Origin of the sequence: Streptomyces sp. NPDC024017 (assembly GCF_040638895.1) — a bacterium.
In the GTDB taxonomy this organism is placed as follows: Bacteria; Actinomycetota; Actinomycetes; order Streptomycetales; family Streptomycetaceae; genus Streptomyces.
On record NZ_JBEZYZ010000024.1, the window covers coordinates 1 to 21,403 of the forward strand.

The following is a 21,403-nucleotide window of genomic DNA, read 5'->3' on the forward strand; positions in this document are numbered from 1 at the left end:
CTAAAACTGCCCTGTGGGGGGTTGGGGTTCCACCCGGGGCCTTGGGGGCCGGGGGCCGGGGGTCCGCGCGGCGACGATGCCGGCCGGCCCCGGGACCGTACCGGGGCCGGCGCGTCAGGGGCGGTCGGTGAGGTAGCCGCCCATGGAGGTGAAGTACTCGGCCGCGGGCAACTCCCTGCCGTCCTCGGTCCGTACGCGCGTGATGGCCAGGCCGTGGTTGCGTCCGGTGCGGGCGTCGGCGCCGGCGACGATCACCACGCCGTCGCCCTCACGGTAGAAGATGCGGCCGGGCGTGCCGCCGTAGCGGCCCTCGGACACGAACGAGGCCAGTACGTCGAGCCGCTTGCCCCGGTGGAAGGTGTAGGCGCTGGGGTACGGCTCGGACTGGGCGCGCACCAGGCGCTCCAGGTCCTCCGCCGGCCAGCTCCAGTCGATGCGGCTGTCCTCGTCGGCCCGCTTGTGGAAGAAGGACGCCTGGGAGCGGTCCTGCCGGGTGAACTCGGTCTGTCCGGAGGCGATCAGGCCGAGCGCGTCGATGGTGACCGGGGCGATGAGGTCGACGGTCTTGTGGAAGAGGTCGGTCGCGGTGTCCTTCGGGCCGACCGGCACCGCCTCCTGCCGGACGATGTCGCCGGCGTCGAGCTCGTCGTTCATCATGTGCGCCGTGACGCCCACTTCGGGCTCGCCGTTGATGAGCGCCCAGATCAGCGGGGAGAACCCGGCGTACTTCGGCAGCAGCGAGTCGTGCACGTTCAGCGTGCCGTGGCGCGGCAGGCCGAAGATGCGCGGGGGGATCCACGTACGCCAGTTGTTGGCCACGATGATGTCCGGGTCGGCCTCCTTGAGGCGCTCGAACAGCTCCTCGTCGTCAGGGCGGTTGCGGATCAGCACCGGGACGCCGTGCTCCTCGGCGAGGTCGGCGACGGAGTCGCTCCAGATCTTCTCGTAGGCGTGTTCGCTCTTGGGATGGGTCACGACCAGCACCACGTCGTGCTCGGACTCCAGGAGGGCTTGCAGGGTGCGATGCCCCCAGGTCTGGTAACCGAACATGACGACCCGCATGGGGTTCCTCCTCAGAGCAAGGTGTTGGCCGACGCAAGTAAAGCAAGGCTTACCTTAGTCCGCAACGGGGCTGCGGGATGGCGCAGTTGAGGGAACCCGATCCGCACGGTGTCCGTTTTGCCCTGTCGACACCTCAAGGGGTTTAGCTTAGGCTCACCTAAGTTCCTTGGCGTGCCGCTTCGTTGGCATGCCCGCCTTTCGTTCCTTCCACACCTGACACGCGGCTGCCCCGCACGATGGGAGTGACATGTCGCAGGTTCTTCCTGGTGACGCCCCACTGGTCCACGACCTGATCGGCATCGGCTTCGGGCCGTCCAATGTGGCCATGGCGATCGCGCTCCGCGAGCACAACGCCCGCGTCGGCAGGCAGGAGGCAGTCACCGCTCACTTCTTCGAGCAGCAGCCCCGCTTCGGCTGGCACCGCGGCATGCTCATCGACGACGCCACCATGCAGGTCTCCTTCCTCAAGGACCTGGTGACGCTGCGGAACCCGGCCAGCGAGTACAGCTTCCTCTGCTACCTGCAGAGCAAGGGCCGGCTGATCGACTTCATCAACCACAAGAACCTGTTCCCGCTGCGTGTGGAGTTCCACGACTACTTCGAGTGGGCCGCGGCCCAGGTCGACGACATGGTCTCCTACGGCCACGAGGTCGTCGGCGTCGCGCCAGTGACCCGGGACGGCGTCGTGGAGTACCTGGAGGTGACCGTCCGCTCGGGAGGCGGCCTGGAGGTCCACCGGGCCCGCAACCTCGTCCTCGGCACCGGCCTGCGCCCCCTCATGCCCGAGGGAGTGGAGCGCGGCGAGCGTGTCTGGCACAACTCCGAACTGCTCGCGAAAGTCGACGAGTTGGAGGGCACATCGCCCTCCCGGTTCGTCGTCGTGGGCGCCGGCCAGAGCGCCGCCGAGAACGTCGCCTACCTGCACCGTCGCTTCCCCGGAGCCGAGGTCTGCGCCGTCTTCTCCCGCTACGGTTACAGCCCCGCCGACGACAGCAGCTTCGCCAACCGGATCTTCGACCCCCAGGCCGTCGACGAGTACTTCGCCGCGCCCGAGGACGTCAAGCGCCGGCTGATGGACTACCACGGCAACACCAACTACTCCGTGGTGGACATCGACCTCATCGACGACCTCTACCGGCAGTCGTACCAGGAGAAGGTCCTCGGCACCGAACGCCTGCGCTTCCTCAACGTCTCCCGGCTCACCGGCGTCAAGGAGACCCCGTCCAGCGTCCGCGCCACCGTGACGTCCCTGGTCACCGGCGAGGAGACCGACCTGGATGCGGACGTGGTGGTCCTCGCCACCGGCTACAGCCCCGCCGACCCCACCAGCCTGCTCGGCGAGGTCGCCGACCGCTGCTTCCGCGACGACGAGGGCCGCGTCCGCGTCGAGCGCGACTGGCGCATCGCCACCGACCCCGCCCTGCGGTGCGGCATCTACCTGCAGGGCGGCACGGAGCACACGCACGGCATCACCTCGTCGCTGCTCTCCAACACCGCCATCAGGGTGGGCGAGATCCTGGAATCGCTCCTCGGACGCGGGACCGAGCCCGCAGCGGACCGGACGCGGACGCTCGCCGACGGCACGGGAAGCACGGCCCGTCCGTAAACACCACGCACGATCAACTCACCTCCGGCGCAAGGGATAACGTACGTCCACATGGGCACGACTGCTGTGGTGGAGCGCCCCGCGCCCGGGGGCATGGCGAAGGCCCGTCGGCGACGGGTCGTGGGTCTGGGCACCCTACTGGCGGTCCTCGTGGTCGCCGCGGCGCTGTCGCTCGCCGTCGGCGCGCGGGCGCTGAGCCCCGCCGAGGTGTGGCACGGGCTGTTCGGCGCCCCGACGTCCGACCAGCGGCTCACGGAGATCCGGCTCATCGTGGAGACCGTACGGGTGCCCCGTACGGTTCTCGCGATCGTGGCGGGCATCGCGCTGGGGATCGGCGGGGCGCTGATCCAGGGGTTCACGCGCAACCCGATCGCCGACACGGGCCTGCTCGGCGTGAACACCGGCGCCTCGTTCGCCGTGGTGTCGGTGATCGCCGTGTTCGGGTTCTCCAACCCGTTCCAGTACGTCTGGTTCGCCTTTCTCGGGGCGGCGGTCGCCGGTGTCGTGGTGTTCGGGCTCGCGAGCATCGGCCGGGGGGCCGGCAATCCGCTGACCCTGGCACTGGCCGGGCAGGGGATCACGGTGTTCCTCATGGCGATGACCACGGCGGTCGCGCTGTCGAACCAGGCGTCACTGAACGCGCTGCGGTTCTGGAACGCGGGCTCCGTGGCCGGTGTCGGATTCGACGTCATCTGGCCGGTGACCGCGTTCGTCGGCGTCGGTCTGGTGCTGGCCCTGACCACGTTGCCCTCCCTCAACCTGCTCAACCTGGGCGCCGACGTGGCGCGGGGGCTGGGCGTGAACATCGCGCTGAGCCGGACCGTCGGCATCACCGCCATCACGCTGCTGGCGGGGGCGGCTACGGCCGCGTGCGGTCCCATCGCCTTCCTCGGCCTCATGGTGGCCCACGTGGCCCGCTACCTGACCGGCCCGGACTACCGCTGGCTGGTGCCCTACGCCGGACTGCTCGGTGCCGTCGTCCTGCTGCTCTGCGACATCGTCGGCCGACTGGTGGTGCGGCCGGGCGAGTTGGACGCCGGCGTCCTCGTGGCGCTCCTGGGCGCCCCCTTCTTCGCGGTGCTCGTCTGGCGCGGAAAGTTCAGGAGCGCATGAACGTGACCGATGTGAAGCCGTCCCTGCCGCCGGGCGTGCGGCTCGGCCGGGTGTCGTTCGTCTGGCGGCCCTGGCTCCTGTGCGTCACGCTGCTGCTCGCGGCGGCGACCTTCCTGGTGTTCTGCGTGTCCATCGGCGTCGGGGACTTCCCGATCGGCCTCCCGCAGGTGATCGCCACGATCTTCGGACGGGGCGAGCAGGTCGACCAGTTCGTCATCATGGACCTGCGGATGCCGCGCGCCCTGGCCGGACTCGTGGTGGGCATCGCGCTCGGGGTGGCCGGGTCGATCACGCAGTCCATCGCGCGCAACCCCCTGGCCAGCCCGGACGTACTGGGGATCACCCAGGGCGCCAGTGCGGTCGCGGTGTTCCTGGTGACGGTCTCGGGCGGGACCGCCGCGGCAATCGTCAACTCCGTGGGCCTCTCGGCCGCGGCGCTCGTGGGTGGGCTCGGCACCGGTCTGCTGGTGTACTTCCTGGCGTGGCGGCGCGGGGTCGACGGCTTCCGGCTCATCCTCATCGGCATCTCGGTGAGCGCCGTGATGGAGGCCATCACGACCTGGCTGCTGGTGACGGCCGACATCAGGGACGTCGCCCGGGCCCAGACGTGGCTGGTCGGCTCGCTGGAGGACAGCTCGTGGGGCGAGGTCTGGACGGCCCTGTGGTGCGGGCTCGTCCTCCTGGTCGTCGTGTCCTGTGTCGCCTTCCAGTTCAGGCCGATGCACTTCGGCGACGAGGTGGCCGCGGGCCTGGGCGTCCGGTACGCGATGGTGCGGGCGGTCCTGCTGCTGTGCGCCGTACTGCTGGCCGGTGTGGCGGTGAGCGCGGCGGGCCCCGTCCCGTTCGTCGCGCTGGTGACGCCTCAGGTGGCGATGCGTCTGGCACGGTGCCCCACACCGCCGATGGCGGCTTCGGGCCTGGTGGGCGCGCTGCTGCTGATCGGCTCGGACCTCATCGCGCGCACGGCGTTGCCGGTCTCGCTCCCCGTCGGTGTGGTCACTGCCGCGATCGGCGGGCCCTTCCTCGTCTATCTGCTGGTGCGGGCGAACCTCCGGTAGATGTACAAGAGTCAGGTGAACCTAAGCAGAGGGGGACCCGTGGTCGCACAGTCCGTCACCGAGGCCGCGGTCGGCGACACCTCGCGGCTGGCAGCCCGAGGCGTCACGGTCGGCTACGGCGGCCGGGTCGTCATCGACGAGCTCGACGTGGCGATACCGCCCGGCGTGATCACCACGATCATCGGCCCCAACGGCTGCGGGAAGTCGACCCTGTTGCGGACCCTGTCGCGGCTGCTCAAGCCGTCCCGGGGGTCGGTCGTCCTGGACGGCGAGGACATCGGCAGGCTCCGGACCCGGGACGTCGCGAAGAAGCTCGGTCTGCTGCCGCAGGCACCGGTCGCGCCGGAAGGGCTGACGGTCGCCGATCTGGTCGCCAGGGGCCGTCACCCGCACCAGAGCTGGCTGCGGCAGTGGTCCTCCGACGACGCCGAGGTGGTGGAGCGCGCCCTCGCCATGACCGGGGTGTCCGACCTCGCGGACCGACCGGTCGACGCGCTGTCCGGTGGGCAACGCCAGCGCGTCTGGATCTCCATGACGCTGGCTCAGGGCACCGATCTGCTGCTGCTGGACGAGCCGACGACCTATCTGGACCTCGCGCACGCCGTCGACGTCCTCGATCTGGTGGACGACCTGCACGAGTCGGGCTGCACCGTCGTCATGGTGCTGCACGACCTCAACCTCGCCGTGCGCTACAGCGACCACCTCGTCGTGATGCGGGAGGGGTCGATCCTGGCGCAGGGCCATCCGCGCGACGTCGTCACCGCCGAACTGCTGTACCAGGCCTTCGAGTTGCGCGCCCAGGTGATCGACGACCCGGTGGGCGACCGGCCGTTGATCGTGCCCATCGGACGTACGCACGTGCGCCCGGGACACATCCCGATAAAGGAGTGAGGTAAGGCTAGGCTAACCTCACTCCGTCACGGTAAGGTTTGCCTGCCCTTTAGGCGAGGGTGCAGCGAACTAGCGCGAAAGCAAGGGGTTTTGGATGCTCCTCCATCGAACGACGTCCCGGAAGCCATGGCGGCGGCTGGCGGCGGTCGTGTCCGCGGCCACCCTCGGCGTCGGTCTCCTCGCGGGATGCGGCTCCGACTCGGCGGACAACAAGAACGAGGACACCCAGGCCGCGGCAGCCGGCGCGTTCCCGGTCACCGTGGAGCACGCGTTCGGATCCACGAAGGTCGAGAAGGCGCCCCAGCGGGTCGTCTCCGTCGGCTACACCGACGACCAGACCATCCTGGCCTTCGGCATCAAGCCCGTCGGCATGGTCGACCAGTACCCCAACCCGCCGGGCAAGTCCCCCGACATCAACACCCAGTGGCCCTGGGTGAAGGACAAGTGGGGTGACACCAAGCCCGAGGTCATCATGAAGAACGGTGACTCCGGCCCCAACTACGAGAAGATCGCGGCCCTGCGGCCCGACCTGATCGTCGCGGTCTACTCCGAGATCGACCAGGCCGGCTACGACAAGCTCTCCAAGATCGCTCCCACGGTGGCCCGCACCAAGGCCGAGAAGGAGCCCTTCAGCGCCCCCTGGCAGGACAACGCCCTGCACATCGCCAAGGCCCTCGGCAAGGCCGACGAGGGCCAGAAGATGGTCGACGACATCGAGGGCAAGCTGGACACGGCCAAGAAGGAGCACCCGGAGCTCGGCAAGCAGACCGCCGTCGCGCTGTCCTGGTACGAGAACTCCGTGGCGCCGTTCACCTCCACCGACGTGCGCGGCCGGCTCGTCTCGGGCATCGGCTTCAAGTACCAGACCGGGATCGACAAGGTCGCCGGCGGCAGCTTCTACACCAAGCTCTCGCCCGAGCGCATCGATCTCGTCGATGTCGACCACATCTTCGTCATCAACGACAAGGCCGACACCGAGGCCCTGAAGAAGTTCAAGCTGTTCGCCAACCTGGACGCCGTGAAGAAGGGCAACGTGTCCTACCTGCTGGACAGCGAGGGACCGGCGGTCGGCGCGGCCATCTCCCAGGGCACCCTGCTGTCCATGCCGTACGCGATCGACGAGCTCGTCAAGTCGGTCGAGTAGGGAAGTGAGCACCACCGACACGCGCGTCGCCCCGGCGACCCTGCGCACGACGACCGGACGCGAGGCCGCCCGCTGGGTCGCGGCACACTGCCGCACGATGCCCGGGCTGACGACCGCGACCGTGCTCACCACGGTCGCGGGGGCGGCGCTCCAGGTGCTCCCGGTGCTCCTGCTCGGCCGGGTGGTCGACGGGGTCGTCGGGGGCGAGGACCGTTCGGTCCTGGTGACGATCGGGGTGCTGATCGGTGCCGCCGCGCTGCTCGGCGCGGCGGCCACCGCGGTGTCGACGTACCTGATCGGACGGCTGGGCGCGGACCTGCTCGCGCGGCTGCGCGAAGGCGCCGTCCGGGCCGTGCTCGGCATGCCGAGCGCACGGATCGAGCAGGTCGGCCGGGGAGACGTCCTCTCCCGGGTCGGTGACGACGTGGCCGTCATCTCCAAGGGCATCCGCACGGCCGTCCCCACGGTGTTCTCGGCGGGCGTGCTGGTCGTCATCGCCACCCTCGGCATGTTCGGACTGGACTGGCGGCTCGGCCTGGCCGGCGCCGGCGCGCTGCCCGCGTACGCACTGGCGCTGCGCTGGTACCTGCCCCGGTCCGCCCCGCTCTACCGGAAGCAGCGGGTGGCCCAGGCCGACCGGGCCCAGGCGTTCATCAGCGGCCTGAACGGCATCGACACCGTCCGGGCCTACCGCCTGGAGGGCGCCTTCCGCGAGAAGGTCACCACCGAGTCGTGGCGGGTGCGCGAGCTCGGTATCGAGGTGTTCCGGTTCTTCGGCCGGTTCGTCGGCCGGGAGAACCGCGCCGAGTTCATCGGCCTGGTCCTGATCCTCGTGGTGGGGTACGCCCTGCTGGAGGCCGACGCGGCCAGCCTGGGCGAGGTGTCGGCGGCCCCGCTGCTGTTCCACCGGCTGTTCACCCCGCTGGGCGCCATCATGTTCACCTTCGACGAGGCGCAGAAGTCGGGCGCGAGCCTGACCCGCCTGGTCGGGGTGCTGGGGGAGTCCGCCGAGGAACGGCTGGTCGGCGACGAGTCCGTCACGGCGGCCCGGGCCGGGGCGTACCCGGTCACGGTCGCGGGGCTGACGTTCCGTTACCCCGGCTCCGAGGAGCCGGTGCTGCGGGACGTCGACCTGACGATCCCGGCCGGTGGGTCGCTCGCCCTGGTGGGCGCCACGGGTGCGGGCAAGACGACGCTGGCCGCGCTGATCGCCGGCATCGGCACCCCGCAGGCCGGGTCGGTGCGCATCGGGACGACCGATCTCGCCGACCTTGACGAAGCCGGGGCGCGGGCCCTGGTGAGCATCCTGACGCAGGAGACGCACGTGTTCTCCGGCCCGCTCGCCGACGACCTGCGGCTGTCCGCGCCGGGGGCGAGCGACGCCGAGCTGATGGACGCGTTGCGCACCGTCGGCGCCGAGGGCTGGGTCGCGGCGCTGCCCGACGGGCTGAACACCCCGGTCGGCGAGGGCGGTGAGCGCCTGGACGTCACCAAGGTCGCCCAGATTGCCTTGGCGCGGCTGGTGCTGGGCCGGGCGCCGGTGGTGGTGCTCGACGAGTCGACCGCGGAGGCCGGCAGCGAGGGCGCCGCCGAGCTGGAGCGGGCCGTGCTGGCCGCGTGCGCGGGCCGGACCACGCTGTTCGTGGCGCACCGGCTGACCCAGGCGATGGCCGCGGACCGGATCGCCGTGCTCGACGCGGGACGCGTCGTGGAGCAGGGGACGCACGAGGAACTGGTGGCTCTGGGTGGCCGGTACGCACGACTGTGGCGGGCCTGGCGAGAGGGTAGTTAGGTAACCCTTAATTAGGTTAGCCTAACTCCACATTCTGGAAGGGACGCTGAGTCTTCGATGATGGAACCGCGCGCTCGTCTCGCACTGCTTTCACCCACGCGCCTGGCCGATGTGCGCCGGCGGATCGGCGACTACCCGGACAGGACCATCACCGAGGCATGCGCCATCGGCCTGTCGTACTGGGCGACGGGCCGAAGCCCCGAAGGCATCGACCTCACCCCCGGCACGCTCTTCGCCGACGTCCTCGGCTGGGTCGACAACGGCGGTGCCGCGCCAAGCGGTTGGGACGTCACCCCGGACGGCCGCGGCATCACCGTCCCCGACGGCGTCGCACCCGAGGACGCCCAGCTCGCACTGGACGACCTGGCCGACTTCCCGGACCGGCCGCTCGGCACCATCGGCCCGACCGGCGTCGCGGCCAGGCTCGCGACCCTGGCCGAGTGGAACGACAACCGGGCCGACCGGGCCCGCCCCACCATCGTGGAGATGTTCCGCGAACAGGCGAGCGCCAGACCGGACGCCATAGCCGTCGTCGACGAGCACCGGTCACTGACCTACCGTCAAGTAGCTGAATACTCGGGCCAGTTGGCCCATCACCTGCTCGCCCGTGGACTTGGATCCGAACAGGTCGTCGGGATCTCCCTGACCCGCTCCGCCGACATGGTCATCGGGCTGCTGGCCGTGCTGCAGGCGGGGTGCGCCTTCGTACCGCTCGATCCGCAGTGGCCCGCCGCCCGCCGGGCCGTCGTCATCGAGGACGCCCGGGTCGTCCTCCAGCTCAACGCCTCGGGCGAGCACGACCCGGCCGAACCGGACGCCGTGGCCGTCGACTCGGACCACTGGCAGTACGGCTCGTACCCGGCGCAGGGGCCCGGCGTCACCGTCCTCGGCGACGCGCTGGCCTACGTGATTTTCACGTCCGGTTCGACCGGGCGCCCCAAGGGCGCGATGATCCGGCACGAGGCGATCAGCGAACGCCTGCTGTGGCAGGTGAACGAGATCCTCGGCTTCGGCCACGACGACGCCTCGCTGTTCAAGGCGCCGCTGTCCTTCGACATCTCCATCAACGAGATCTTCCTGCCGCTGGTCTCCGGCGGTCGGCTCGTCGTCCTGGGGCCCGGCGGCGAACGCGACCCGCACCACCTGCTGAGCGTCATCGCCGAACAGCGCGTCACCTTCACGTATCTGGTGTCGTCCATGCTGGACGTGCTGCTGGAGATGGCAGGCGACTCCGGACGCCTGGACAGCCTGCGGCACGTGTGGTGCGGCGGTGAGGTGCTCACCCCCGAGCTGTACGAGCGGTTCCGCACCAAGCTCGACATCCCCATGTACCACGGCTACGGCCCCGCCGAGACGACCATCGGCGTCTCGCACGTCATCTACCGGGGCGCCGCCGAACGCCTCTCGACGTCCATCGGCAAGGCCAACCCCAACACCCAGCTGTACGTCCTGGACGACGAACTGCGCCCGGTCCCGGTCGGCGTCGGCGGTGAACTCTATGTCGGCGGCTTCCTCCTGGGCCGCGGCTACGTCAACGCGCCCGGCCTGACCGCCTCCCGCTTCGTCGCCAACCCCTTCGCGAACGACGGCTCCCGCCTCTACCGCACCGGCGACCTCGCCCGCTTCGCCCCCGACGGATCGCTGGACTTCCTCGGCCGCGCCGACAACCAGATCAAGATCCGCGGCATGCGGCTGGAGATCGAGGACGTCGAGGTCGGACTCGCCGAACACCCCCGCGTACGGCACACCTGCGTCGTCGCGAAGAAGAACGCCGCCGGCGGCACCTATCTGATCGGCTACGTCATACCCGCCGCAGGCAGCGAGGACCTGCGGGCCGACGAGGTCAAGGCGTGGGCCGGCGCCCACATGGTCGAGTACATGGTGCCCGCCCACATCGTCGTGCTGGCGGAGTTCCCGCTCACCGCCAACGGCAAGCTCGACCGCAACGCACTGCCCGAGCCCACGCTCGCAACGGGCTCGCTCGTGCCCCCCGCCACCGACGACGAGCGCGCGGTGTGTGCCGCGGTCGCGGAGGTGCTGCGCCTCGAAGAGGTCGGTGTCGACCAGGACTTCTTCCAGCTCGGCGGCGACAGCATCCTGGCGATCTCCCTGCTGAGCGCGCTGCGCGAACAGGGCCTGCACGTCACGGCGCGGCAGATCTTCAACCACAGCACCGTGGGAGCGCTGGCAGCGGTCGCCAGCCGCGAGGACGTCTTCACCGTCGACCACGCCGATGTCGCCACCGGCACCGTCGTGGGCTCGCCCGTCGTGCAGTGGCTCGGCGAGACCACGGACGCCATCGACGGCTTCGTCCAGTCGGTCGTCCTGAACACCCCCGCGGAGCTCACCGCCGACGCCCTCGACGCCCTCCTCACCGCCCTCGTCACCCGGCACGACATGCTCCGCGCCAAGCTGGTGCGTGGCAGTCGCTGGAGCTTCGACATCCCCGCGGCGGACGGGGCCGTGCCCGGCTGGCAGCAGAGCGACCGGCCGCTCGACGAGTGCATCGCCCTCGCCACCGACGGACTGGACCCCTCGGACGGCGTGATGCTCCGGGCCGTCTGGCGCCCCGGGGCACGCCAACTCGTCCTCGTCGCCCACCACGTGGTCATCGACGGCATCTCCTGGCGCGTCCTGATGGAGGACCTGGCAACCGGCTGGCGGCAGTTCGCTTCGGGCGAGCCCGTCGAACTCCCCCCGGTGGGCACCTCGTTCCGGCGCTGGACCCAGCTGCTGGAACGTGCCGCGTTCGACGCCGACAGCTCCTGTTACCGGCGCCCCCTGCCCGGCGAGGACCAGCCGCTGGCCCGCCGCCCCCTGTCCGGGTCCGACACCGTCGCGAACGAACGCCTGCGGACCGTCTCGGTCGGCTCCGAGGTCACGGCCGCGCTGCTGAACGAGATCCCCGCGAAGTTCCACGCCGGCGTCAACGACGTCCTGCTCACCGCGCTCGCCGTCGCCCTCGCCCGCCGGCGCCGCGACCTCGGCCAGGACCAGACCTTCGCCCACATCGAACTCGAAGGCCACGGCCGCGAAGGGCGGTTCGTCGCCGGGTCCGCCGGCTTCGAGCCGGAACTGTCGCGCACCGTGGGCTGGTTCACCACTCTCTTCCCGGTGACCGTGGACCCCGGCTCGGCGTCCGACTTCACCGCCCCCGCGTACCTGTCCGCCGCGCTCAAAGCGGTCAAGGAGGACCTCGCCCGGGTGCCGGACAACGGCGTCTCCTACGGCGCCCTGCGCTACCTCACCCACAGCGAGTTCGACGCCCCCGCACCCCAGGTGCTCTTCAACTACCTGGGCCGCTTCGCCGCCGGCGCCCCCGGCGACTGGCAACTCGCGGGCACCACCGGCCAGCTGGGCGAGAAGCGCGACCCGCGGATGCGCCTGCCGCGCGCCCTGGAGTTCAACGCGATCGCCGAACCCTCCGCCACCGGCGCCTACGAGCTGGTCACCACCATCTCCTGGCCCGACGGCATGTTCACCGACGCCGACATCACGACACTCGGCGACTACTTCCGCACGGCCCTGGCCGGACTCGCCGCGCTCGACCAGGGCGGCCACTCGCCCAGCGACTTCCCCCTGGTACCGCTCACCCAGGCCGACGTCGACGCCCTGGACGGACCGGCGCTGCGGGACATCCTGCCGCTGACCCCGCTCCAGGAAGGCCTCTACTTCCACTCGGTCTTCGACGACGACTCCGCGGGCGCCTACGTCGAACAGCAACTGCTCACGCTGGGCGGCCAGGTGGACGCCGACCGGCTCGCGGCGGCGGCCACCCGGCTGCTCACCCTGTTCCCGAACCTCGCCGCGCGCTTCACCGCCCTCTCCGACGGTCGAGTGGTCTCCGTCCTGGAGAACGGCGTCGAGGCCCCCTTCACCACGCTGGACCGACCCGGCATCACCGACGAGGAGATACGCGACCTCGCCGAACGGGACCGCCGCGCCGGCTTCGACCTGGCCACCGGTCCGCTGATGCGCTACACCCTCGTCCGCTCCGGCCCCGGCCGGAACGTCCTGGTGCAGACGGTGCACCACATCATCGCCGACGGCTGGTCGGTGCCGCCGATGCTCCGTGCGCTGCTGGCCGAGTACCACGCGCCGGGCACCGTCCACCCGCTCGGCGGCTTCGCCGACTACGTGCACTGGCTCGCCGGACGCGACGCCGACGAGAGCGACCGGGTGTGGCGCGAGGAACTCGCCGAGCTGCCCGGCCCGTCGCTGATCGCCGAGGGGCACACCCCCTCCGACCGGTTCGCCGACACCGCCGTGGAACCCGACGGCGACCTCGACGCCGCCGTCCGCGCGGCCGGCGTGCCGCTGAGCGCCGCCGTGCACAGCGCCTGGGCCGTCACCCTGGGCGGTCTCCTGCACGGCAGGGACATGGTGTTCGGCTCCACGGTCTCCGGCCGCGACGCCGAGGTGCCCGGCATCGGGGACATGGTGGGCCTGTTCATCAACACCATCCCCGTACGCGCCCGTTGGACCTCCGGGACCACCGCCGGCGACCTGCTCGGCTCGGTGCGCGACCACCAGGGCGCGGTCCTGCCGCACCAGCACGTCTCCCTGGCGCGCATCGGCCGCCAGGCCGGCGCCGGTTCCCTCTTCGACACGCTCGTGGTGTTCGACGTAGCCACCGACCTGGCCTCGCTCCGGCGACCCGGCGACACACTGACCATCACGGACCTCGTCAACGAGGGTGCCCCGCACTACCCGCTGACGCTGGTGGCCGAGCGCACACCCGACGGCCGGCCGCGCTTCAACCTCATCTACGACGGTGAACTGCTGCGCGAGACGACCGCCCGGGCGATCCTGCGCACGTTCACCCGGACCCTGACCGGCCTGCTCACCCACCCGGACACCCTGGTCGACGAGCTGACGCCCGAGAGCGAGCGGCGGCCCGCCCCGATCGCCCCGGCCACCCTGGGCGGACTGTTCGACACCGCCGCCCGCCGCGACCCGGCAGCCACAGCCGTCACCCAGTGCGGCCTCGACGGCGCCTCCCGGTCCCTGACCTACGGCGAACTGTCCGACGCGAAGAACGACCTGGCCTCCGCCCTGCGCGCGGCCGGTGTCGGCCCGGGCAAGCGGGTCGCCGTGGCCGTCCCGCGCTCCCTGGAGCAGGTCGTCGCCCTGGTCGCGATCGTCAGCGCGGGCGGCGCGTACGTCCCGCTGGACCTGGCGTACCCGGACGAACGGCTGGAGTACGTCCTCGCCGACGCGGCCCCGCAGGTCGTCCTCGTGGACCGTGACCAGCGCGACCGCTTCACGCGCCTCCTGGCCCGGGCGGGGGTGCCGGCTCGCGTGCTGGTGCAGGGCGAACAGCCCCCGGCCGCCCTCACGGAGCCCGGTCCCGAGCCCGACTGGCACACCCCCGCCTACGTGATCTACACCTCCGGATCCACGGGCCGCCCCAAGGGCGTCGTGGTCCCGCACTCCAGCGTGGTGTCGCTGCTCACCCACACCCGGCCCGACATGGACTTCGGCCCGGACGACGTCTGGGTCCAGTTCCACTCCTTCTCCTTCGACTTCGCCGTCTGGGAGCTGTGGGGCGCACTGGTCCACGGCGGTGAACTGCTGGTGCCCGACTACGGGCTGACACGCTCCCCGGTCGACTTCCACCGGCTGGTCCGCGAGCGCGGCGTGACCGTGCTCAACCAGACCCCGTCGGCCTTCTACCAGTTCATCGAGGCCGACCGGCTCGCCCGCGAACCGCTGCCCGCACTGCGCCGGATCGTCTTCGGCGGCGAGGCACTGGACCTCGGGCGGCTGCGCGGCTGGGTCGAGCGGCACGGCACGGCTGCCCCCGAGCTGGTCAACATGTACGGCATCACCGAGACCACCGTCCACGTCACCCACCGGGTGCTGACCGACGAGGACTTCGGCCCCGGCGACGACGTCAGCCCCATCGGCGGCCCGATCCCCGGCCTGGTCACCTACCTGCTGGACGACAGGCTGCGCCCGGTGCCGCCGGGCCGGGAGGGTGCCATCTATGTCGCCGGCGACCAGGTGTCGCTCGGCTACCTGGGCAGGCCCGGGCTCACCGCGGGCCGCTTCGTGGCGAACCCGTTCACGGCCGACGGCTCCCGCATGTACCACACGGGCGACCTCGCGGTCCGCACCCTCGACGGCGAGCTCCGGTTCACCGGCCGCGCCGACGATCAGGTCCAACTCAAGGGCTTCCGCATTGAGTTGGGCGAGGTGGAGTCCGCGATCAGAGACCTCGACGGCGTGACCGACGTGGCGGTGACAGTGGCGGACAGCGGCGATCACCTGGTGGCGCACGTGGTGGGCAGCGTGCCGGGTGATTTCGAGGGCCGGCTGTCGGAGAAGCTGCCTGCCCACATGGTCCCGGGCCGAGTGCTCCCGATCGACGCCCTCCCGCTGACGGTGAACGGCAAGCTGGACAGGAAGGCTTTGGCCGATCGGCCTCTCAGGGGCGCGGGGAACTGCGCGACCAGCCACGACGCACGCGCGGATGAAACCACCGCGGTAGCCGCACTCGGCAAGATATTTGCCGAGACGCTGCCCGACACGGAAGTCACCGCCGACACCGACTTCTTCCGCGCCGGAGGCGACAGCATCATCGCCATCACGGTCGTGAACAGGGCCCGGGCGCTGGGCCTGCCCATCACCCCGAGGGACGTCTTCCTGCTCAAGACGCCCCGCGCCCTGGCCGAACACCTGGCAACAAGTACGCACCGGTCCGCACCGGCGGCAGCCCGCCGCGAGGACGGCCCCCTGCCGCCCACCCCGATCATCCTCCGCCAACGCGAACTCGGCGGCTCCCTCACCCGCTTCGCCCAGGCCAGGACACTGGTGGCCCCCGAAGGCACGGGCTTCACGGACGCCGTGCGCGCCGCGAACGCCGTGGTCGCGGCACACCCCTCCCTCCGACTGCGGCTGGGGACCGAACACGGCGTGTGGACCCTCCGCACCGACCCCGCCCGCGAGGTCACCGTCGCACGCCCGGACACCACCGACGCGACGGCCGTCGCGAACGCGGCCGCCGGACGGCTCGACCCCGAGTCCGGTGACGTCATCGCTTTCGCGTGGCTGGAGTCGAGCCGCACGCTGGTCGTCACCGTGCACCACCTGGCCGTCGATGCGGTGTCCTGGCTGATCCTGCTGGACGACTTCGCCACGGCCCTGCGCGGCGAGCCCCTCGCCCCGCCGACCACTTCGTACGCCGAGTACGCCGAAGCCCTGACGCTCCGTGCGACCCAGGACCCCGCCGACCTCGGCCGCTGGGTCACCACCCTCCAGGCTCCCGAACTGCTCCCGCGGACGGGGGCGTTGCGCAAGACGACGGTGGTAGTCGCCCCGGACGTGAGCGACAGCGTCACCCGCACCGCCCCCGCCGCACTCGGCGTCGGCCTCACCGAGCTGCTCTGCGGCGCCCTGCGCACCGCGCTCACCCGCATCCAGCCGTCGCCCACCGACCTCGCGATCGACCTGGAGCGGCACGGCCGGGTCCCGGTCCTCGAACAGCACGACTACACCCGTACGGTCGGCTGGTTCACCTCCATCGCGCCGGTACGGCTCACCCCGCACACCGACCCCGTCGCCGCCGCGCGCGAGGTCGTCGCCCGCCAGCCGGACGAGGACGGGCACATCGCCTACGGCCGGCTCAGGTACCTCAACCCGCAGACGGCCCCGCTGCTGACCGCCCGCCCGCAGGTGCTGTTCAACTACCTCGGCCGGGGCAGCGAGTCCCAGGCGCTGCACCTCGCCGGCGGCGACCAGGGCAGCCCGTACGCCGTCGAGGTCAACGCGTGGACCGACGAGGTCACCGGAAGCCTGCTCGCCGAGTTCGTCCTCGCCGAGGGCATCCCCGACGAGATCACCGAGCACTGGCGCAGCGCACTCCGGCACCTCGCGGACGCCGCGACGACGGCCGAGCGCACCGCACCGGTCACCCCGCTCCAGCGCGGCCTGTTCTTCCAGGCCCAGATGGCGGGTTCGGCCGGACACTACGTGGCGCAGAACTGGTTCACCTTCGACCGGCGCCTGGACACCGACGCGCTGGCCGAGGCGATGGCCCATGTGATCGCGCGGCACCCGGTCGTCGGCGCCGGCTTCGGCACCGACGACGACGGGAACCCGGTGCAGGTCCTCAAGGCCGGCCGGCGCGTCGACGTCCGTACGATCGCCCTGTCGACGGACGCGGAGGTCGACGCCCTGCGCGCCCGGGACCGGGACACCGGCTTCGACCCGGGCGAGCCGCCGCTGATCCGGCTGACCGTCGTGCACCTGCCCGACGAGCGGGACGGGCTGCTGCTCAGCTACCACCTGCTGCTGTGGGACGGCTGGTCCCGGGAGATCGTCCTGCGGGACCTCTTCGACGCCTACCGTGCCGTCCTCGCGGGCCGGCCACTCGACGCGACGCCGGCCACGCCGAGCTTCGAGGAGTACGCCCGGGCGCTCGACGCCAGGGACCCGGCGGTGTCGGAGCGCTTCTGGGCGGACCACCTGGCCGGCCTCCCCGGCCCGACCCTGCTCGCCGGACCGGCGCCGTCCTTCACGGACGACCTGCCGAGCGCGCTCGTGCACACGCTGACCGCCGAACAGTCCGACCTGGTGCGGGAGGCGGCACGCGTGCACGGCGTCACCCTGAACTCGGTGCTGACCGGCGCGTTCGGCCTGCTGCTCGGTGCGCACACCGGCCGCAGCGACGCCGTGTTCGGCGTGACCGTCTCCGGCCGCGACGGCGAGGGGCTGTCCGACATCGTCGGCGTGCTGCTCAACACCGTGCCGACGTGGACCCGGGCCCGCCCGGACGACACGGTCCGCGCCTATCTGTCGGCCGTCCAGGCGGCCCGGGTCGAGGCGATGGAGCACGAGCACCTCGGGCTCGGCGAGATCCAGCGGGCCAGCGGGCACGAGACCCTGTTCGACAACCTGTTCGTGCTCCAGAACTTCCTGGACATGGACGCGTTCGCCGAGATGAACGCCCGGCACGGCATCACCTCGGTCAAGGCCGACGACTCCACCCACTATCCGTTCACCTGGGTCGTCACGCCCGGGGACCGGCTCACGGTCAAGCTGGAGTACCGCGACGGCGACACCGGGAACGCCCGACGTCTCCTCGACGACTACCTGAGCGTGCTCGAGGACCTGGCCCGGGCCACCGGACCGGTCGGCGCACTGCGAGGGCTGGGCCCGGTGCCCGAGCCCGCCGCCCGCACCGACGTCGGCACGGACACCGTCGTCGACCGGTTCGACCGGGCGGCCGAACGCGACCCGCAGCGGGTGGCCCTCGTCGCCCACGGCTCGACGATGACGTTCGGCGAACTCCGCGACCGCAGCAGGGCCGTGGCGGGCGTGCTCGCCGCGCGCGGCATCGGCCCCGAGACCACCGTGGGCCTCGCGATCCCGCGCTCCCTCGACTGGATCGTGGCGCTGTTCGCCGTCCTGCGGGTCGGCGCCGCGTACGTGCCGCTGGAGCTGGACCACCCGGACGAGCGGATCGCCGCCATCGTCGAGGACGCCGGGCCGGACGTGATCCTCACCGTGAGCGCCGTGTCGCCCCGGCTGACCGGCGAGCTGATCGAACTCGACCGCCCGCTCCCGGACGCCGAGCCGTTCGTGACGTTCGCGCCGGACGACCCCGACCGGCTGCGGCACCCGGCGTACACGATCTACACGTCCGGCTCGACCGGCAAGCCCAAGGGCGTGGTGACCGAGTACGCCGGTCTCACCAACATGCTGATCAACCACCAGCGCCGCATCTTCGAGCCGGTGCTGGCCGAGCACGGCCACCGGGTCTTCCGGATCGCGCACACCGTGTCGTTCGCGTTCGACATGTCGTGGGAGGAGCTGCTGTGGCTCGCCGACGGCCATGAAGTGCACATCTGCGACGAGGAGTTGCGCCGGGACGCGCCCCGGCTGGTCGCGTACTGCCTGGAGCACGGCATCGACGTCGTCAACGTGACGCCGACCTACGCGCAACAGCTGGTGGCCGAGGGTCTGCTCGACAACCCGGCACGGCGGCCGGCGCTGGTGCTGCTCGGCGGCGAGGCCGTCACGCCGACGCTGTGGCAGCGGCTCGCCGAGACCGAGGGCACGATCGGCTACAACCTGTACGGGCCCACCGAGTACACCATCAACACCCTCGGCGTCGGCACCTTCGAGTGCGAGGACCCGGTGGTGGGCGTGGCCATCGACAACACGGACGTGTACGTCCTGGATCCGTGGCTGCGGCCACTGCCGGACGGGGTGCCGGGCGAGCTGTACGTGTCGGGCATCGGCATCGCGCGCGGCTACCTAGGGCAGCCCGCCCAGACCGCGCACCGCTTCGTCGCCTGCCCGTTCGGGGAACCCGGCGAGCGCATGTACCGCACCGGTGACCTGGTGGTGCGCCGGCCGGACGGCAACCTGATGTACCTGGGCCGCACCGACCAGCAGGTCAAGATCCGCGGCCACCGGGTCGAACTCGGCGAGGTCGAGGCCGTGTTCGCCGCGCACCCGGCGGTGCGGTTCGCCGCCGCGGTCGCCCAGCCCGACCCGCAGGTCGACGGCGCCTACCGGCTGGCCGCCTACCTGGTCCTGGACGGGGCGGAACTCGCGGCCGTCGCCGCCGAAGTAGGCGCCGGACTGCCGGACTTCCTGCGGCCCACGCACTACGCGCAGGTCGACGGCATCCCGCTGACGGTGAACGGGAAGGCTGACACCAAGGCACTGCCCGAGGCCAAGCCGCTGGGCGCGCTGACCACGGCGGGGGAGCGGGGGCCCGAGACCGAGACCGAGACCGTGGTGTGCGAGTACTTCGCCGAGGCACTGGACCTGGACGACGACGAGGTGAGCGCGGTGAGCGACTTCGTGTCCCTGGGAGGACACTCCATGCTGGCGGTACGGCTCGTCGGGCTGCTCCGCCGCGAGTACGGTCCCGTGATCACGATCCGCGATCTGTTCACCCTGCGAACCCCGGAAGCGATTGCCCGCCACCTCGATGACAACTGACACGCAGCGGCCCCGCCACGGGGCCGCCATCCTCCGCACCGCCCTGCGCCGCAACATCGGCGCCATGGCCTGGGGCACCCTCCTCATGGGCCTCTACCAGGCCGGTGAGACGGCCTTCCCCATCGCGCTCGGCCTGATCGTCGAGCACACGATGCGGGACGGCCGCAGCCTCCAGGCGCTCGCCCTGTCGATCGGCGCGCTGGCCGTGATCATCACGACGGTGTCGCTGTCGTGGCGGTTCGGCATGCGGATCCTGCAGAAGGCCAACACGACCGAGGCGCACCGCTGGCGGGTCAAGGTCGCGGCCTGCGGCCTGCAGCCCGTGGCCAGAGACGTCGACCTCAAGTCCGGCGAGGTGCTGACCATCGCCACCGAGGACGCCGACCAGACCGCCGACATCATCGAGGTGGTGCCGCTGCTGATCAGCTCGCTCGTCGCGGTGCTGGTCGCGGCGGTCGCGCTGGGACTGGCCGACATCCGGCTCGGTCTGCTGGTGATCGTGGGCACCGTCGCGATCCTGTCGATCCTCAGCGTGATGTCCAGGCGGATCGGCAGCAGCACCCAGGAGCAGCAGGCCCGGGTGGCGCGGGCGGGTGCGAAGGTCGCCGACCTGATCACCGGCCTGCGTCCGCTGCACGGCTTCGGCGGCAACCACGCGGCGTTCCGGTCCTACCGGGAGGTCAGCACGGAGGCGAAGCGCCAGTCGATCACCGTCGCCAAGGTGAACGGCGCCTACGCGGGCACCGCGCTGGCCCTCAACGCGGTCCTCGCCGGCGCCGTGACCCTGACGGCGGGCTGGCTGGCGTTCGAGGGCCGGATCAACATCGGGGAACTCGTCATGGCCGTGGGCCTGGCGCAGTTCATCATGGAACCGCTCAAGCTGTTCTCGGAGATGCCCAAGTACGTGATGATCGCGCGCGCTTCGGCCGAGCGCATGGCGCTGGTGCTGTCGGCCCCGCCGGTGATGACCCCGGGCTCCGAACGCCCCGCCGCGGGCGGTGACCTGGAGGTCGACTGCGTCCGCCACGGCACCCTGACCGACCTGAAGTTCCAGGTGAAGGCGGGCGAGTTCGTCGCCATCGCCCCCTACCAGCCCCGCGCGGCGGCCGACCTGGCCGCCGTCCTGGCCGTGCGCGTCCCGCCCGCCGCGTACGAGGGGACCGTACGGATCAGCGGCCGGGAACTGGCGGACCTCTCCGTCGAGGCGGTCCGTGAGCACCTGCTGGTCAACCCGTACGACGGGGAGATCTTCGCGGGCACCCTGCGCACGAACATCGACCCGTCGGGCACCAGCCGGACGGTCCCCGACGCGGTCGAGGCCTCCATGCTGACCGACGTCGTCGCCCTGCACCGCGAGGGCCTCGACTACGGCGTCCGCGACCGCGGCGCCAACCTCTCCGGCGGCCAGCGCCAACGCCTCTCCCTGGCCCGCGCCCTGGCCGCCGACACCGAGGTCCTCGTCCTGCACGATCCGACGACAGCGGTGGACGCGGTCACGGAACAACTGATCGCCCGCAACGTGGCGAAGCTGCGCCGGGGCCGTACGACGATCGTGATCACCAGCAGTCCGGCGTTCCTGGACGCGGCGGACCGGGTCCTGGTCCTGGATGACGGAGTCATCACGGCGGAGGACACCCACCGCAATCTCCTGGCCAACGACGAGGCGTATTGCCTGGCGGTCGCACGGTGAGCTTCAAAGGGGGCTGGGGGGACATGCCTTCAGGGGCGCGGGGCTGAGTCGATGTGCGGCTCCGCCGCGTGGGCGCGACCAGCCCCAC

9 protein-coding genes are annotated in these 21,403 nt (G+C 71.4%); 8 read left to right on the forward strand and 1 reads right to left on the reverse strand.

The window, feature by feature from the left end:
• Nucleotides 1–114: 114 nt before the first annotated feature.
• Entirely contained in the window at nucleotides 115–1,062 is a 948-nt protein-coding gene (locus AB0G20_RS38145) for a methionyl-tRNA formyltransferase (RefSeq protein ID WP_361311112.1), read from the reverse strand.
• Between the two features lie 247 nt (nucleotides 1,063–1,309).
• On the opposite strand from AB0G20_RS38145, the gene AB0G20_RS38150 reads away from it, so the two are divergent.
• From AB0G20_RS38150 to AB0G20_RS38185, 8 genes are all read left to right on the forward strand, one after another.
• Nucleotides 1,310–2,668 (forward strand): lysine N(6)-hydroxylase/L-ornithine N(5)-oxygenase family protein, encoded by a 1,359-nt coding sequence (locus AB0G20_RS38150; RefSeq protein ID WP_361311115.1) that lies wholly within the window; start codon nucleotides 1,310–1,312, stop codon nucleotides 2,666–2,668.
• Between the two features lie 51 nt (nucleotides 2,669–2,719).
• Entirely contained in the window at nucleotides 2,720–3,781 is a 1,062-nt protein-coding gene (locus AB0G20_RS38155; protein ID WP_361311117.1) for an iron ABC transporter permease, read from the forward strand.
• Nucleotides 3,778–4,839 (forward strand): iron chelate uptake ABC transporter family permease subunit, encoded by a 1,062-nt coding sequence (locus AB0G20_RS38160; protein WP_361311119.1) that lies wholly within the window; start codon nucleotides 3,778–3,780, stop codon nucleotides 4,837–4,839. The genes AB0G20_RS38155 and AB0G20_RS38160 overlap by 4 nt, the downstream gene beginning before the upstream one ends.
• A 39-nt stretch (nucleotides 4,840–4,878) precedes the next feature.
• Nucleotides 4,879–5,730: an ABC transporter ATP-binding protein gene (locus AB0G20_RS38165; protein WP_361311122.1), complete on the forward strand. Its 852-nt coding sequence runs from the start codon at nucleotides 4,879–4,881 to the stop codon at nucleotides 5,728–5,730.
• A 94-nt stretch (nucleotides 5,731–5,824) separates the two neighbouring features.
• On the forward strand, nucleotides 5,825–6,874 hold the full coding sequence (locus AB0G20_RS38170) for an ABC transporter substrate-binding protein (protein ID WP_361311124.1): 1,050 nt from the start codon (nucleotides 5,825–5,827) through the stop codon (nucleotides 6,872–6,874).
• A gap of 4 nt (nucleotides 6,875–6,878) precedes the next feature.
• Nucleotides 6,879–8,666, forward strand: a complete 1,788-nt coding sequence (locus AB0G20_RS38175; RefSeq protein WP_361311126.1) for an ABC transporter ATP-binding protein — start codon at nucleotides 6,879–6,881, stop codon at nucleotides 8,664–8,666.
• 57 nt (nucleotides 8,667–8,723) lie between these two features.
• On the forward strand, nucleotides 8,724–19,625 hold the full coding sequence (locus AB0G20_RS38180; protein ID WP_361311129.1) for an amino acid adenylation domain-containing protein: 10,902 nt from the start codon (nucleotides 8,724–8,726) through the stop codon (nucleotides 19,623–19,625).
• Nucleotides 19,615–21,315: an ABC transporter ATP-binding protein gene (locus AB0G20_RS38185; RefSeq protein WP_361311131.1), complete on the forward strand. Its 1,701-nt coding sequence runs from the start codon at nucleotides 19,615–19,617 to the stop codon at nucleotides 21,313–21,315. Before AB0G20_RS38180 ends, AB0G20_RS38185 begins: the two co-directional genes overlap by 11 nt.
• The last annotated feature ends 88 nt before the right edge of the window (nucleotides 21,316–21,403 follow it).

Excerpts from the sequence above, each read along its gene's own strand:
- AB0G20_RS38145 (WP_361311112.1), bottom strand. The coding sequence starts at position 1,062 with ATGCGGGTCGTCATGTTCGGTTACCAGACCTGGGGGCATCGCACCCTG.
- AB0G20_RS38150 (WP_361311115.1), top strand. The coding sequence starts at position 1,310 with ATGTCGCAGGTTCTTCCTGGTGACGCCCCACTGGTCCACGACCTGATC.
- AB0G20_RS38155 (WP_361311117.1), top strand. The coding sequence starts at position 2,720 with ATGGGCACGACTGCTGTGGTGGAGCGCCCCGCGCCCGGGGGCATGGCG.
- AB0G20_RS38160 (WP_361311119.1), top strand. The coding sequence starts at position 3,778 with ATGAACGTGACCGATGTGAAGCCGTCCCTGCCGCCGGGCGTGCGGCTC.
- AB0G20_RS38170 (WP_361311124.1), top strand. The coding sequence starts at position 5,825 with ATGCTCCTCCATCGAACGACGTCCCGGAAGCCATGGCGGCGGCTGGCG.
- AB0G20_RS38180 (WP_361311129.1), top strand. The coding sequence starts at position 8,724 with ATGATGGAACCGCGCGCTCGTCTCGCACTGCTTTCACCCACGCGCCTG.
- AB0G20_RS38185 (WP_361311131.1), top strand. The coding sequence starts at position 19,615 with ATGACAACTGACACGCAGCGGCCCCGCCACGGGGCCGCCATCCTCCGC.